Annotated in this window: 17 protein-coding genes; 9 read left to right on the top strand and 8 right to left on the bottom strand. The window is 54.6% G+C overall.

Features of this window, described 5'->3' with window-relative positions; translation table 11 throughout:
• Positions 1–2: 2 nt before the first annotated feature.
• On the bottom strand, positions 3–479 hold the full coding sequence (locus HX884_RS22420) for a hypothetical protein (RefSeq protein ID WP_249166289.1): 477 nt from the start codon (positions 477–479) through the stop codon (positions 3–5).
• A 206-nt stretch (positions 480–685) separates the two neighbouring features.
• Between HX884_RS22420 and HX884_RS22415 the strand changes: the two genes are divergently transcribed.
• Positions 686–952, top strand: coding sequence for a DUF333 domain-containing protein (locus HX884_RS22415; protein ID WP_013096465.1), 267 nt, complete (start codon positions 686–688; stop codon positions 950–952).
• Here the strand turns inward: HX884_RS22415 and hslJ are convergent, their stop codons facing one another.
• From hslJ to HX884_RS22395, 4 genes are all read right to left on the bottom strand, one after another.
• Positions 953–1390, bottom strand: a complete 438-nt coding sequence (hslJ, locus tag HX884_RS22410; RefSeq protein WP_013096466.1) for a heat shock protein HslJ — start codon at positions 1388–1390, stop codon at positions 953–955.
• A gap of 127 nt (positions 1391–1517) precedes the next feature.
• Positions 1518–1646, bottom strand: a complete 129-nt coding sequence (locus tag HX884_RS22405; protein WP_013096467.1) for a DUF2474 domain-containing protein — start codon at positions 1644–1646, stop codon at positions 1518–1520.
• The gene (cydB, locus tag HX884_RS22400) at positions 1646–2656 is read right to left on the bottom strand and encodes a cytochrome d ubiquinol oxidase subunit II (protein ID WP_100168161.1); all 1011 of its coding nucleotides are present in this window, start codon (positions 2654–2656) and stop codon (positions 1646–1648) included. The genes HX884_RS22405 and cydB overlap by 1 nt, the downstream gene beginning before the upstream one ends.
• A complete protein-coding gene (locus HX884_RS22395; RefSeq protein ID WP_178328816.1) occupies positions 2656–4056 on the bottom strand; it encodes a cytochrome ubiquinol oxidase subunit I in 1401 nt (466 codons plus the stop codon). The genes cydB and HX884_RS22395 overlap by 1 nt, the downstream gene beginning before the upstream one ends.
• Before the next feature lie 384 nt (positions 4057–4440).
• On the opposite strand from HX884_RS22395, the gene HX884_RS22390 reads away from it, so the two are divergent.
• From HX884_RS22390 to patD, 7 genes are all read left to right on the top strand, one after another.
• Complete coding sequence (locus HX884_RS22390; RefSeq protein ID WP_020689184.1) at positions 4441–4629, top strand: hypothetical protein; 189 nt, start codon at positions 4441–4443, stop codon at positions 4627–4629.
• Between the two features lie 82 nt (positions 4630–4711).
• Positions 4712–6121 carry a PLP-dependent aminotransferase family protein gene (locus HX884_RS22385; RefSeq protein WP_178328815.1) on the top strand — a complete coding sequence of 470 codons (1410 nt, stop codon included), beginning with the start codon at positions 4712–4714 and terminating at the stop codon, positions 6119–6121.
• A gap of 273 nt (positions 6122–6394) precedes the next feature.
• A complete protein-coding gene (gene ydcS / locus HX884_RS22380) occupies positions 6395–7540 on the top strand; it encodes a putative ABC transporter substrate-binding protein YdcS (RefSeq protein ID WP_094915349.1) in 1146 nt (381 codons plus the stop codon).
• A gap of 17 nt (positions 7541–7557) precedes the next feature.
• Positions 7558–8571: an ABC transporter ATP-binding protein gene (locus HX884_RS22375; RefSeq protein WP_178328814.1), complete on the top strand. Its 1014-nt coding sequence runs from the start codon at positions 7558–7560 to the stop codon at positions 8569–8571.
• 1 nt (position 8572) lies between these two features.
• Positions 8573–9517 carry an ABC transporter permease gene (locus HX884_RS22370; RefSeq protein WP_178328813.1) on the top strand — a complete coding sequence of 315 codons (945 nt, stop codon included), beginning with the start codon at positions 8573–8575 and terminating at the stop codon, positions 9515–9517.
• The gene (locus HX884_RS22365; protein ID WP_029882932.1) at positions 9507–10313 is read left to right on the top strand and encodes an ABC transporter permease; all 807 of its coding nucleotides are present in this window, start codon (positions 9507–9509) and stop codon (positions 10311–10313) included. The genes HX884_RS22370 and HX884_RS22365 overlap by 11 nt, the downstream gene beginning before the upstream one ends.
• 24 nt (positions 10314–10337) lie before the next feature.
• Entirely contained in the window at positions 10338–11762 is a 1425-nt protein-coding gene (patD, locus tag HX884_RS22360; RefSeq protein WP_178328812.1) for an aminobutyraldehyde dehydrogenase, read from the top strand.
• Between the two features lie 38 nt (positions 11763–11800).
• Here patD and HX884_RS22355 read toward each other — a convergent pair whose 3' ends face one another.
• From HX884_RS22355 to HX884_RS22345, 3 genes are read right to left on the bottom strand one after another with little or no spacing between them, the layout of a single operon-like run.
• Positions 11801–11983, bottom strand: a complete 183-nt coding sequence (locus HX884_RS22355; protein ID WP_023621263.1) for a DUF1869 domain-containing protein — start codon at positions 11981–11983, stop codon at positions 11801–11803.
• Positions 11984–11987: 4 nt separating this feature from the next.
• Positions 11988–12341 carry a DUF1971 domain-containing protein gene (locus tag HX884_RS22350; protein ID WP_058684640.1) on the bottom strand — a complete coding sequence of 118 codons (354 nt, stop codon included), beginning with the start codon at positions 12339–12341 and terminating at the stop codon, positions 11988–11990.
• Between the two features lie 27 nt (positions 12342–12368).
• Positions 12369–12695 (bottom strand): DUF1971 domain-containing protein, encoded by a 327-nt coding sequence (locus tag HX884_RS22345; RefSeq protein ID WP_047023121.1) that lies wholly within the window; start codon positions 12693–12695, stop codon positions 12369–12371.
• 244 nt (positions 12696–12939) lie between these two features.
• On the opposite strand from HX884_RS22345, the gene HX884_RS22340 reads away from it, so the two are divergent.
• Positions 12940–13113, top strand: a complete 174-nt coding sequence (locus tag HX884_RS22340; RefSeq protein ID WP_013096478.1) for a GhoT/OrtT family toxin — start codon at positions 12940–12942, stop codon at positions 13111–13113.
• The last annotated feature ends 115 nt before the right edge of the window (positions 13114–13228 follow it).

Genomic DNA, 13228 nt, shown 5'->3' with positions numbered 1-13228 from the left:
AATCAGCGAGTCAGCTTGGGAAGAAATGACCTGCTTATTCGCACCTTCCTTAGCAAATACATACCTTCAACATTATGACGGAATAACAGTGTCGATTTTTGGTTGCGCTTGTCCGTTCCGATGCCTTTGCCATCGACAAGGATGCGCCAGCCGTAATCCGCTTTACTGAGTTTTATCGCACTGGTAATCACAAGAACAGATTGAGGATAGGTTGCTGTTTTTACCTCCAGCATACTGCCGCCAAGAAGTTCGCCACAGCGGTTGTAACTCGCATTTATTGTTGTACGGATGTAACCGTCCGAACTCTCAATCCTGGTCTCAATCGTTTTAGGTATTGCTCCATTAATTTGCTGTTGCAGTAGGATGAAATTATTGGTTTTATTTTTGTTTACGCTTTCGGGTGAGCACTGCTCAGCCCGGGCATGAAAAGAACACAGCGCGAGCACGGCTACGCAAAACGACTTATTGTAAATCGGCATTGATTATTATCCTTATGAACCAGCCTGTTAACGCAATCCCAAAGAGTAAGGCAGTAATATACTGCCAACAGCTTCAGGTTCAACAATATCCAAAAAAATTGCGAGAAATTGTTTCAGCAGCGCATAAATACGCACTTCCGCTCTCGACGGCACGGGATGTGATGCCTATTATGCATAGGTTTCGCATTATTCATGGGAGAGAGAGCATGCGTTCAGCGTTTTGGGTAGGGTGTGCCGCGTTATTGCTGTCGGCCTGTAGTAACGAACCTGTTCAGCAGGCCACGGCGGCACACGTAACGCCGGGAATGAAAGCCGCGATGTCCAGTTCTGGACAAGCTAACTGCGCGATGATTGGTGGCTCACTGTCGGTTGCCCGCCAGCTCGATGGCTCTGCGATCGGGATGTGCGCCTTGCCAAACGGCAAACGCTGCAGTGAACAGTCGCTTGCCGTTGGATCCTGCGGTAGCTACTGATTATTCAGCGCGTTTAAACATCAGCGTTTTGTCGGCTGTCGCCAGCGTTAACTGGTCTTCAGTCAGGTCGACCTGCGCCCCTTTGCGCAGCATGTCGCCGATGGCCTGATCCAGCTCGTTTAATTGTGGTTCGGTACAGAGTTTGCGCGTCATGGCCAGCCCTTTAACCTTAAGTTCCCCTTCGGACAATTTTCCCTGTCCGTTGAAGCGGTTACACATCACGCCGGAAATGCTGATGTTATTAACCAGGCTGATATCGGGCAACGCGCTAAAACTGATCTCAGGTTGCGTTGTCGTGGCCTTCACGGCTTTCCCGTCCACATTTTCCAGCACAAAGCGGTGGTTCTTAAGCTGCTCCGGCTGAACAGACGCTTTACCCGGATTAACGCAGCCGGAGAGGACAAGACTGATAACACTTAACGCAATGAGTTTTTTCATTTTTCTTCTCGAACTATAAATACTGTGAATCATTTACCAGTGTAACGATACGCTGGCGTGCGTTAATGGGGTTTATCTGAAAGTGCGGGAAGAAGACCGGGCAACGCAGCGGTTGCCCGGGACAAGATCAGTGAGATTTAAACCCGGCGGCCGTCATCAGCATGCGGAAGAACATACTGACAGCCGCCAGCGCCAGTACGCTGCCGCCCCAGATAATGGCCAGCCACAGCAATCGTTTCCAGACAGGCTGTTGCATCAGTGATAACCCTCCCCATGCTGTACTTTTCCGCGAAATACGTAGTAACTCCAGAAGGTGTAGACCAGAATCACGGGAATGATCAACAACGCACCTACCAGCATAAAGCCCTGACTTTGTGTCGGCGCGGCCGCCTGCCACAGGGTGATCGACGGTGGAATAATATGCGGCCAGATGCTGATCCCAAGCCCGCTAAAGCCGAGAAAAATAAGCCCCAGCGTCAGGATAAACGGCCGATTATGGCTTTGCAGATTATTCAGGCAGCGCCACTGATACAGGCTCAGCAGGACGACCAGAGCCGGAACCGGCAACAGATAAAACAGGTTCGGCAGCGTAAACCAGCGCGCGGCGATGGCCGGGTGCGCCAGCGGGGTCCAGAGACTGATCGCCGCGATAACGGCCAGCAGCACAATTAAGAGCGTTTTAGAAACTTCGCGCATCCGCTGTTGCAGGGCATTTTCACTTTTCATCACCAGCCAGGTGGCGCCCAGCAGCGCATAGGCCACCACCAGACCCGCGCCACAGAACAGGTTAAACGCGGTAAACCAGTCAAAGGGACCGCCGGTATAGGCACGCCCGGTGACGGCAAACCCGTTTATGACGGCACCCACCGTCACGCCCTGGGTAAACGTCGCCAGAAGTGAACCGCCAATAAAGGCTTTATCCCAGAACGGACGGTGCGCTGGCGTTGCTTTAAAACGAAACTCAAACGCCACGCCACGAAAAATAAGACCGATCAGCATTAATGTCAGCGGAATGGTGAGGGCATCGATAATCACCGCGTAGGCCAGCGGAAAGGCACCGAAGAGGGCAGCGCCACCCAGCACCAGCCAGGTTTCATTCCCGTCCCAGACCGGGGCGACGCTGTTGACCATCACATCGCGATCGTCCGGGTTTTGCGTCATCGGGAACAGAATGCCGATCCCCAGATCAAAACCGTCCATCACGATATACATCAGCGTCGCGAAGACGATGATGACAAACCAGATAATGGAAAGATCGATACCCATTATGGCTGCTCCTTATTGCCAGTGGTAACTGCGGAAAGCGGGCGTGCCGGACGTCCATCGGCCTCGGTGGCGAACGATTCGTGAGGCTGAGGCCCTTTTTTAATCAGGCGCACCATATAGCTGTAACCGACGCCGAAGACCGAGGTGTAAACGACGAAGAAAGCCAGCAAACTGACGCTCATATGCAGATCGCCATGAGCGGATACCGCATCCCGGGTACGTTGAAGCCCATAGACGACCCACGGCTGGCGTCCTACTTCGGTGGTCACCCATCCGGCCAGTATGGCGATCAACCCTGAAGGCCCCATCAGCAAAGCAAACCACAGGAAGGGGCGCGAGGTGTAAACGCGCTTTTTATAACGCAACCAGAGCGCCACCACGCCGAGCAGCAGCATCAGCATGCCTAAGCCCGCCATAATGCGGAAAGACCAGAAGACAATGGTGGAGTTTGGACGATCTTCCTTCGGGAACTCCTTGAGCGCCGGAACCTGTTTATCCAGACTGTGCGTCAGGATAAGGCTGCCAAGAGCGGGGATCTTAAGGCCAAAACGGGTGCGCTCCAGTTCCATATCTGGCCAGCCAAACAGCAGTAGCGGGGTAGGTTCCCCCGGTGGGTTTTCCCAGTGCCCCTCAATGGCGGCGATTTTGGCAGGCTGATGCTTTAAGGTATTCAGCCCATGCATATCACCGACCATTGCCTGGATAGGGGCCACAATCAGGGTCATCCACAGCGCCATAGAAAACATAGCGCGGATGGCAGGCGTATTGTTTCCGCGCAACAGATGCCACGCCGCCGATGCGCCAACAAACAGGGCGCTACTTAGGAAGGCGGCTATCGACATATGCAGCAGACGATAAGGGAAGGAGGGGTTAAAGACCACGGCAAACCAGTCTACCGGGACGACCTGCCCGTTGACGATCTCATAGCCCTGTGGGGTCTGCATCCAGCTGTTGGAGGAGAGGATCCAGAAGGTGGAGATAATTGTCCCCAGCGCCACCATACAGGTGGCGAAGAAGTGCAGCCCAGGCCCGACTTTATTCCAGCCGAACAGCATCACGCCGAGGAATCCGGCCTCAAGGAAAAAGGCGGTCAGCACTTCATAGGTCAGAAGCGGGCCGGTAATGCTGCCCGCAAACTGCGAAAATCCACTCCAGTTAGTGCCAAACTGATACGCCATCACCAGCCCGGAGACCACGCCCATGCCAAAGTTAACGGCAAAAATCCTGGACCAGAAATGGTACAGCGATCGCCAGACCGGATTTTTTGTTTTCAGCCACAGCCCTTCAAGCACAGCAAGATAGCTTGCCAGGCCGATAGTGATTGCCGGGAAAATAATGTGGAAGGATACGGTAAAGGCAAACTGTATCCGTGCAAGGTGAAAAGCATCTAAACCAAACATGCACAGCCTCAATGTCAAACGGTGTGCTGTTATGGTACAGAGGCGCAGATCAGACTATCAGACGCAGAAACGCGAAATTTAACCATAACAGTTGGCAAAAAGTTCCCGCTTTTTCCATCTGATATACTTCCTTATAGGGCATAAAAATATTTTTTTAATGAATTTTATGCATTAAACCGCTTGCTTTGTCGTCGGCACCGTGCGTTAATGGTCTTCTGGTTTTGAGTCCAAATAAATATCTGACGTAGTTTTATAAAGCAGTTCTCATCACGTTGTGCCTCTCCGCAGCCTCTCTTGGGTCTTTATCTGCATTCCGATTAGTTTTGTTTCAAACCATTATCGCCTGATCGGCTCATGAGTAATTTACGTTTACAGGAGAATCCTATGACTTCTTATATCCATTTTCGCTGCCCATGCTGTCATGGCTCGCAGTACCGTACTTCAGCCTTTGATGTGTCTGAGAAAAATCCCTTCGGCGCAAAATGCATCTTTTGCAAATCGCCAATGATTACACTCGATCATCTGGCCGCGGCGCGTCTCGCACACAATCATGTGACCGAGTACCGTAAGTAATTCATTTCATAAACCATAACAGTTAGCAAAATCTTCTCTTTTTCTCCTGCTGATATACACTGTCGGCATTAAGGAGAATCTGATGAAAAAATACCAGCGTCTGGCGCAACAAATTATCTCGCAGATTGAGCTTGGCGTATGGTTGCCGGGCGATAAGCTGCCTTCTCTGCGAGAGCAGTTGGCGAGCAGCGGCATGAGTTTTATGACCGTGGGCCACGCGTATCAGATGCTGGAAAGTCAGGGGCGCATTGTCGCCAGACCGCAGTCGGGCTATTACGTTGCCTCGCGCCCGACCGCACAACAGCCAGCGCCACCTGCACAGGTCATGCGCGACGAAGCGGTGGACATCAACACTTATATCTTCGACGTTCTGCAGGCCAGCCGCGACCCGTCGGTTGTTCCTTTTGCTTCCGCCTTTCCCGACCCGCGTCTTTTCCCGCTTCAGCAACTCAACCGCTCGCTGGCGAACGTCAGCAAAACCGCGACGGCGATGAGCGTGATTGAAAACCTGCCGCCGGGTAATGTCGATTTGCGCCACGCCATTGCCCGCCGCTATGCACAGCAGGGGATGAATATCTCACCGGAGGAGATCGTGATCACCGCAGGCGCGCTCGAAGCGCTGAACTTGAGTCTCCAGGCAGTGACCGAGCCGGGGGGCTGGGTGATTGTTGAAAACCCCTGTTTCTACGGCGCGCTGCAGGCGCTGGAACGCCTGAAGTTGAAGGCCCTGTCGATTGCGACGGATGTGCGCGAGGGGATCGATCTCAATGCTCTTGAACAGGCGCTGAATGACTACCCGGTCAGGGCCTGCTGGATAATGACCAACAGTCAAAATCCGCTTGGCTTTACGCTCAGCCCGGAGAAAAAAGCGCAGCTTGTGGCGCTGCTGACGAGGCACAACGTCACGCTGATTGAAGATGATGTCTACAGCGAGCTCTATTTTGGCCGTGAAAAGCCGCTCCCGGCGAAAGCATGGGATCGTCAGGACATGACGCTGCACTGCTCCTCGTTTTCGAAATGTCTGGTGGCCGGTTTTCGCATCGGCTGGGTAGCGGCGGGTAAACATGCGCGGCGCATTCAGCAGCTTCAGCTGATGAGCACGCTCTCTACCAGCTCCCCGATGCAGCTGGCGCTGGTGGATTACCTCGCGACCAAACGCTACGACGCCCATCTTCGCCGCCTGCGACGTACGCTGGCCGAGCGTAAACAGCAGGCGTGGCAGTCACTTTTGCGCCATATGCCGCCGGGCGTCAAAATCCATCATAACGATAGCGGCTACTTTTTGTGGCTGGAGCTTCCGGCACAGCTGGATGCAGGACTGTTAAGCGAACAGGCGTTACGCCATCACATCAGTATTGCCCCAGGCAAGATGTTTTCCACCTCAGATGTCTGGACACCTTTTTTCCGTTTTAATACCTCCTGGGCATGGGGAGAGCGGGAAGAGCAGGCCGTTATTCAGTTAGGGAAATTAATCAGCAGCATGTTGAAATAACGATTCCGGTCTCTCGCTAAATAATCATTGCTTATCTTTTTGCCGCCGCGGCGACCATTTTGCCGCGTCGCATCATACGAAATCTGCATACCACCTCTCACGCCTAACCCCTTGTCTATAATCCAGTTAACGGGGAATGCGCCCTCGGTCACACCTTGATGAAATTTCCTTAAGCCGCACGGTGCGGGGCATTTGCGCGGTCTACGTTTAATGAGGGAGATATTTTTACGGCACGGCTGCCGCTAAATTTTCATTGCGACTGGAGTAATGTTTATGAGCAAAAAATTTGCCCGCAGCAGCCTGTGTGCGCTTGGTATGGCCATAATGACCGCGCAAGCCGCCGAGCCACCGAAAGCGATTGGCGACGGAGAGGGTCGGCTGGATATTATTGCCTGGCCGGGTTACATCGAGCGGGGACAAACGGATAAAAATTATGACTGGGTAACCCAGTTTGAAAAAGAGACCGGCTGTGCGGTAAACGTCAAAACCGCCGCCACGTCGGACGAGATGGTGAGCCTGATGGCGAAAGGCGGGTATGACCTGGTCACCGCGTCCGGAGATGCGTCGCTCCGTCTGATTATGGGCAAACGCGTTCAGCCGATTAACCCGGAACTCATCCCCAACTGGAAAACCCTCGACCCGCGCCTCGTTAAAGGTGAATGGTTTAACGTGGGCGGCAGCGTCTACGGCACGCCGTATCAGTGGGGGCCAAACCTGCTGATGTACAACACCAAAACCTTCCCGACACCGCCGGACAGCTGGAGCGTGGTGTTTGTAAAACAGGACTTACCGGACGGTAAAACCAACCAGGGCCGCGTGCAGGCCTATGACGGGCCGATTTACATTGCCGATGCGGCGCTGTTTGTGAAGGCCACTCAACCCCAGTTGGGTATTAACGACCCCTACCAGCTGACGGAAGAACAGTACGCTGCGGTTCTGAAAGTGCTACGCGATCAGCACGCCCTGATCCACCGCTACTGGCATGACACCACCGTACAGATGAGTGACTTTAAGAATGAAGGCGTGGTGGCGTCCAGCGCCTGGCCATACCAGGCGAATGCCCTGAAAGCCGAAAACCAGCCGATCGCGACCGTCTTCCCGAAAGAGGGCGTCACGGGCTGGGCAGACACCACTATGCTTCACGCGCAGGCAAAACACCCGATGTGTGCTTACAAATGGATGAACTGGTCGCTGACGCCAAAAGTGCAGGGCGATCTGGCGGCGTGGTTTGGCTCTCTGCCGGTGGTGGCGCAAGGGTGTAAGGCCAGTACGCTGCTGGGTGAGAAAGGCTGTGAAACCAACGGTTACGACGCCTTTGACAAAATCAAGTTCTGGAAAACCCCGATCGCCGAAGGCGGCAAATATGTGCCTTACAGCCGCTGGACGCAGGATTACATCGCCATCATGGGTGGCCGTTAATCATCCGGGAGCAGAACATGACGTACGCGGTAGAGTTTAATGACGTTTCCCGTCTGTACGGCGACGTACGGGCGGTGGATGGGGTGAGCATTGCCATTCGTGACGGGGAGTTTTTCTCCATGCTGGGGCCGTCGGGCTCCGGCAAAACCACCTGCCTGCGGCTGATCGCCGGTTTTGAACAACTCTCCGGCGGGGCGATCACAATCTTCGGTAAAGAAGCGAGTGAGCTTCCTCCGTGGGAGCGGGACGTCAATACGGTGTTTCAGGACTACGCGCTGTTTCCGCATATGTCGATTCTCGATAACGTCGCTTACGGGCTGATGGTCAAAGGCATCGACAAGAAAAAACGCCATGCACTGGCGCAGGAGGCGCTGGAAAAGGTCGGGCTGAGCTTTGCCATTGCGCGCAAGCCGTCGCAGCTTTCTGGCGGCCAGCGTCAGCGCGTTGCCATTGCGCGTGCGCTGGTCAATGAACCCCGCGTGCTGTTGCTGGATGAACCGCTGGGCGCGCTCGATCTGAAACTGCGTGAACAGATGCAGGTCGAGCTGAAAAAACTTCAACAGGCACTCGGGATCACCTTTATTTTTGTGACCCACGATCAGGGGGAAGCCCTGTCAATGTCCGACCGGGTCGCCGTTTTCAACAACGGACGCATTGAGCAGGTGGATACCCCGCGTGAGCTATACATGCGCCCGCGTACGCCGTTCGTGGCCAGTTTTGTCGGCACCTCGAACGTTTTCGATGCGGCACTGGCGCAGAAAGTGTGCGGCATGCAGGGCGCTTATTCGCTTCGACCGGAACATATCCGACTCAATGAGAGCGGTGAGGTTCAGGTTGAAGGCGTGGTTCAGGCTGTCCAGTATCAGGGTGCGGCAACGCGCCTGGAGCTGAAACTTGCCGGGGGGGCAAAACTGCTGGTGAGCCAGGCCAATCTCAGCGCGAACACACTGCACATCGGTGTTGAGCCGGGGCAGGCGGTGCTGGCGTCATGGTCGCGCGACGCCATGATCCGCCTGCATGAGGAAGGGTGAAATGGCGATGAGCGTCTTACATCCTCCCGCACCGCGCGGTACCCTAAGCCGCATGACCGCGCACTTCTGGCGCAAACCGTCGCTCGGGATATTCCTGCTGCTGCTGGCACCGCTGATGTGGTTTGGCATCGTCTATCTGGGATCGCTCCTTGCGCTGCTGTGGCAGGGCTTTTATACCTTTGATGATTTCACCATGTCGGTGACGCCGGACCTGACGCTGGCGAACATTCAGGCACTTTTTAACCCGGCAAACTACGACATTATTATCCGTACGCTGGTGATGGCGATTGCGGTCACCCTCGCCAGCGCCATTCTGGCCTTCCCGATGGCCTGGTATATGGCGCGTTACACCAGCGGCAAATGGAAAGCGTTCTTCTATATTGCCGTTATGCTGCCGATGTGGGCGAGCTATATCGTCAAAGCGTACGCGTGGACGCTACTGCTGGCGAAAGATGGCGTGGCGCAGTGGTTTCTCAGCCATCTGGGGCTGGAGCCGATCCTGGTCTCTGTTCTGACGCTCCCGGCGATTGGCGGGAACACGTTATCGACCTCCGGGCTGGGGCGGTTTCTGGTCTTTGTCTACATCTGGCTGCCGTTTATGATCCTGCCCGTGCAGGCGGCGCTGGAACGGCTGCCTGCCTCGTTGTTGCAGGCCTCTGCCGATCTCGGCGCGCGTCCGCGTCAGACCTTTCGTTATGTTGTTCTGCCGCTGGCGATCCCGGGTATCGCGGCGGGCTCGATATTTACCTTCTCTCTGACGCTCGGTGATTTTATCGTGCCACAGCTGGTAGGGCCGCCGGGCTATTTCATTGGCAATATGGTCTATGCCCAGCAGGGGGCCATCGGCAATATGCCCATGGCCGCCGCCTTCACCCTGGTGCCGATTGTGCTTATCTCGCTTTATCTGGCGTTCGTGAAACGTCTGGGGGCATTCGATGCACTCTGAACGCGCACCGTTGTTCCTGAAAGTGGCCGCCTGGGGCGGGGTGATCTTCCTCCATTTCCCCCTGCTGATTATTGCCATCTACGCTTTTAATACTGAGGACGCGGCCTTCAGCTTCCCGCCGCAGGGGCTGACGTTGAAGTGGTTTAGCGTGGCGGCGGGGCGTGGCGACATCATCGATTCCGTGACGTTGTCACTTAAAATTGCGACGTTAGCGACGGCTATTGCCCTGGTACTTGGCACGCTTGCTGCAGCGGCGCTGTGGCGTAGCGCGTTTTTTGGCAAAAACGCCATTTCGCTGTTGCTGCTGTTACCGATAGCGCTGCCGGGCATCATCACCGGTCTGGCGCTGCTGACCGCTTTCAAAACCATCAATCTGGAGCCTGGTTTTTTTACCATCGTTGTCGGGCACGCCACGTTCTGCGTGGTGGTGGTGTTTAACAATGTGATTGCCCGGTTCCGACGCACCTCCTGGAGCCTGGTTGAAGCATCGATGGATTTAGGGGCCGATGGCTGGCAAACCTTCCGTTACGTGGTCCTGCCCAATCTTGGGTCGGCGCTGCTGGCCGGGGGCATGCTGGCGTTTGCACTGTCGTTTGACGAAATTATCGTCACAACCTTTACCGCGGGACACGAGCGCACGTTACCGCTGTGGTTGCTTAACCAGCTCGGACGTCCGCGTGACGTGCCGGTCACCAACGTGGTCGCACTGCTGGTGATGCTGGTGACAACCTTCCCCATTCTGGGAGCCTGGTGGCTAACCCGCGACGGCGAGAACAGCGCCGGGAGCGGGAAATAACATTGATTTCAACGGGACAATGCTATGCGAAAACGACTGCTGATTAATGGTGAACTGGTGAGTGGCGAGGGGGAAAAACAGCCGGTCTATAACCCTGCCACCGGAGAGGTTCTGCTGGAGATTGCTGAAGCGTCAGCCGCGCAGGTCGACGCGGCCGTGCAGGCTGCCGATCGGGCGTTCGCACAGTGGGGGCAAACCACGCCCAAAACGCGTGCCGAATGCCTGCTGAAACTGGCTGACGTTATTGAAGCGCATGCCGACGAGTTTGCCAGACTCGAATCCCTGAACTGCGGTAAGCCGCTGCACTGCGCGCTGGGCGATGAGATCCCCGCGGTGGTCGATGTGTTTCGGTTCTTTGCTGGCGCGGCCCGCTGCCTGAACGGACTGGCGGCGGGTGAGTATCTGGACGGCCATACCTCGATGATCCGCCGCGATCCGGTTGGGGTTGTCGCCTCCATCGCCCCCTGGAACTACCCGCTGATGATGGCGGCGTGGAAGCTGGCACCGGCGCTGGCCGCCGGGAACTGCGTGGTCATCAAGCCTTCTGAGATTACGCCGCTGACCGCCTTAAAACTGGCCGAACTGGCGAAGGATATTTTCCCGGCTGGCGTGCTGAACGTGCTGTTCGGGCGCGGAAAAACGGTAGGCGATCCGCTGACCGGGCATGAGAAAGTGCGCATGGTGTCACTCACCGGCTCAATTGCAACCGGGGAGCACATCATTGGCCATACCGCCTCATCCATAAAACGTACCCACATGGAGCTGGGCGGCAAGGCACCAGTTATCGTCTTTGATGACGCCGATCTGGATGCGGTCGTCGAGGGTGTGCGGACGTTTGGTTTCTACAATGCCGGGCAGGACTGCACTGCGGCCTGCCGAATTTATGCCCAGAAGGGCATTTATGCTGCGCTGGTGGAAAAACTGGGCGCAGCGGTGTCCAGCCTGAAGATGGGGGCGCCGGAAGAGGTCTCTACCGAGCTGGGGCCGCTGAGCTCGCAAGCGCATCTGTCGCGCGTCTGCCAGGCTGTGGAGGAGGCCAAAGCGCTCAGCCATATCCGCGTGGTGACGGGCGGCAGTAAAAAAGAGGGAGCGGGTTATTACTTCCAGCCAACCCTGCTGGCCGGAGCAAAACAGGAAGATGCCATTGTGCAACGTGAAGTCTTTGGCCCGGTGGTGAGCGTCACTGAATTTGACGACGAAGACCAGGTGCTGGCCTGGGCTAACGATTCACAATATGGCCTGGCCTCGTCCGTCTGGACCCAGGATGTGGGGCGCGCTCACCGGCTGAGTGCGCGTCTGCAATACGGCTGCACCTGGGTGAATACCCATTTTATGCTGGTAAGCGAAATGCCACACGGCGGCATGAAGTTATCCGGTTATGGGAAAGATATGTCGGTATATGGGCTTGAGGATTATACCGTTGTCCGGCATGTGATGATAAAACACTAGGAAGTCATGCCCGGCAGCTTCTATTGCCGGGCGTTTTTTTACCAGCCACAAACGTCATGTTCATTTTCTGTATCGTATGCGCGAACGGTATTCACCAGATCTTTCACTACGTTTGCGGCGACATCGGGAATGAGCAACTCCATTGGGGTTTCTGTTTCATAATCCACCGAGACCCCGTTACTGTTGTTGGTAACGGTCACGGTGTAAGTTGATTTGCCCACGCCGTTACTCCTTATGTGTATTGACCACTTTACCGATGCCTGCGCCCTGAAGCGTGACGTTGGGGTCGGCAAAAAAGTCGATATTGAAATACGTATCGTCAGTCAAAAGTTCAATACGGTGCCATTTTTCCGGCGGTGAGATGCCAAACGATCCGGCTTCAATCACCAGCTCCAGATCCGGTTCGGTCGCGTCTGCGTCCGGGAAGCCAAAATAGCGCACCGCCCCCTGCATCACCGACAAACGGCCATATACGCTGGCTTTCGTATTATGGTGGGTGAAGAGGGCTTTTGGCGCGGTGTCTTTGTTCCAGAATGGCGTGGAGCGGGTATGAACAAAATTCTCAGGAATGCGTAGCATAATGGTTTCCTCTTAAGTGTCAGTTGATTAAAGCGATTTCAGCACCTCTGGCTCGACGAAAAACTCGATATTAAACAGCGTGTCGTTGGTCATCACCTCGATGTGATGCCATTTCTCAGGCGGAAAAACACCGAAATGCCCGGCCTCGATAATTAATGTGCTGTCAGGCTCGGGAGTCAACGCATCGGCATAGCCTAAGTAACGCACTGCACCCTGCATCACGCTCAGCCGAGGATAAATGCCCGGACGGGTACCCGTGTCGAGATGACGCTGAAAAATCCCGGCGGGGGCTGTGTCTTTATTCCAGAATGGGGTGGAACGGGTATGAATACAGCGCTGTGGAATGCGTAGCATATTGCCTCTCATGAATATCTGTCTTTATTAGACTCCTAATCGTGAGAGGGAATTTATCAAAATGTGCATTTTAAATGCATGTTATTAATGAATGTTATTGCCAGACCTCATTGATTGTTATGTAAGATACTCATTTGTTATTAGCCTTAATATTTAAGTGGTTATTGTGTAACGAAAAAACTTGATCTGTATCAACTTATGACGCATATTGCGTGCGGTTATTTTTTCGGCTCTGGAATACAGAATGACGTTGTATCAAAAGATGTTGGTTTTTTACGCAATCATGGCTTCTATCTGCGCATTAATCACCTGGTTCCTGTCTAAAGATCGTAAACGCATCCGCCTGCTCAGCGCGTTTCTGGTAGGGTCGACCTGGCCGATGAGCTTCCCCGTTGCGCTGCTGGTCTCGCTTTTCTGAAGCACGCTTCCATTTTTAAACGATGAACATGGCATTCCCGTCACGATAACTGTATAAATAAGGGTCTTCCCCGATCATGGTGGGAAGACTCAGAACGCCATATTCAGTTTTCCAT

Source organism: Enterobacter sp. SECR19-1250 (assembly GCF_013391025.1).
In the GTDB taxonomy this organism is placed as follows: Bacteria; Pseudomonadota; Gammaproteobacteria; order Enterobacterales; family Enterobacteriaceae; genus Enterobacter; species Enterobacter cloacae.
Note: the sequence above shows the minus strand (reverse complement) of the source record. Positions and strands in the feature narration are given on the sequence as shown.

Excerpts from the sequence above, each read along its gene's own strand:
- HX884_RS22420 (WP_249166289.1), bottom strand. The coding sequence starts at position 479 with ATGCCGATTTACAATAAGTCGTTTTGCGTAGCCGTGCTCGCGCTGTGT.
- HX884_RS22415 (WP_013096465.1), top strand. The coding sequence starts at position 686 with ATGCGTTCAGCGTTTTGGGTAGGGTGTGCCGCGTTATTGCTGTCGGCC.
- hslJ (WP_013096466.1), bottom strand. The coding sequence starts at position 1,390 with ATGAAAAAACTCATTGCGTTAAGTGTTATCAGTCTTGTCCTCTCCGGC.
- HX884_RS22405 (WP_013096467.1), bottom strand. The coding sequence starts at position 1,646 with ATGCAACAGCCTGTCTGGAAACGATTGCTGTGGCTGGCCATTATCTGG.
- cydB (WP_100168161.1), bottom strand. The coding sequence starts at position 2,656 with ATGGGTATCGATCTTTCCATTATCTGGTTTGTCATCATCGTCTTCGCG.
- HX884_RS22395 (WP_178328816.1), bottom strand. The coding sequence starts at position 4,056 with ATGTTTGGTTTAGATGCTTTTCACCTTGCACGGATACAGTTTGCCTTT.
- HX884_RS22390 (WP_020689184.1), top strand. The coding sequence starts at position 4,441 with ATGACTTCTTATATCCATTTTCGCTGCCCATGCTGTCATGGCTCGCAG.
- HX884_RS22385 (WP_178328815.1), top strand. The coding sequence starts at position 4,712 with ATGAAAAAATACCAGCGTCTGGCGCAACAAATTATCTCGCAGATTGAG.
- ydcS (WP_094915349.1), top strand. The coding sequence starts at position 6,395 with ATGAGCAAAAAATTTGCCCGCAGCAGCCTGTGTGCGCTTGGTATGGCC.
- HX884_RS22375 (WP_178328814.1), top strand. The coding sequence starts at position 7,558 with ATGACGTACGCGGTAGAGTTTAATGACGTTTCCCGTCTGTACGGCGAC.
- HX884_RS22370 (WP_178328813.1), top strand. The coding sequence starts at position 8,573 with ATGGCGATGAGCGTCTTACATCCTCCCGCACCGCGCGGTACCCTAAGC.
- HX884_RS22365 (WP_029882932.1), top strand. The coding sequence starts at position 9,507 with ATGCACTCTGAACGCGCACCGTTGTTCCTGAAAGTGGCCGCCTGGGGC.
- patD (WP_178328812.1), top strand. The coding sequence starts at position 10,338 with ATGCGAAAACGACTGCTGATTAATGGTGAACTGGTGAGTGGCGAGGGG.
- HX884_RS22350 (WP_058684640.1), bottom strand. The coding sequence starts at position 12,341 with ATGCTACGCATTCCTGAGAATTTTGTTCATACCCGCTCCACGCCATTC.
- HX884_RS22345 (WP_047023121.1), bottom strand. The coding sequence starts at position 12,695 with ATGCTACGCATTCCACAGCGCTGTATTCATACCCGTTCCACCCCATTC.
- HX884_RS22340 (WP_013096478.1), top strand. The coding sequence starts at position 12,940 with ATGACGTTGTATCAAAAGATGTTGGTTTTTTACGCAATCATGGCTTCT.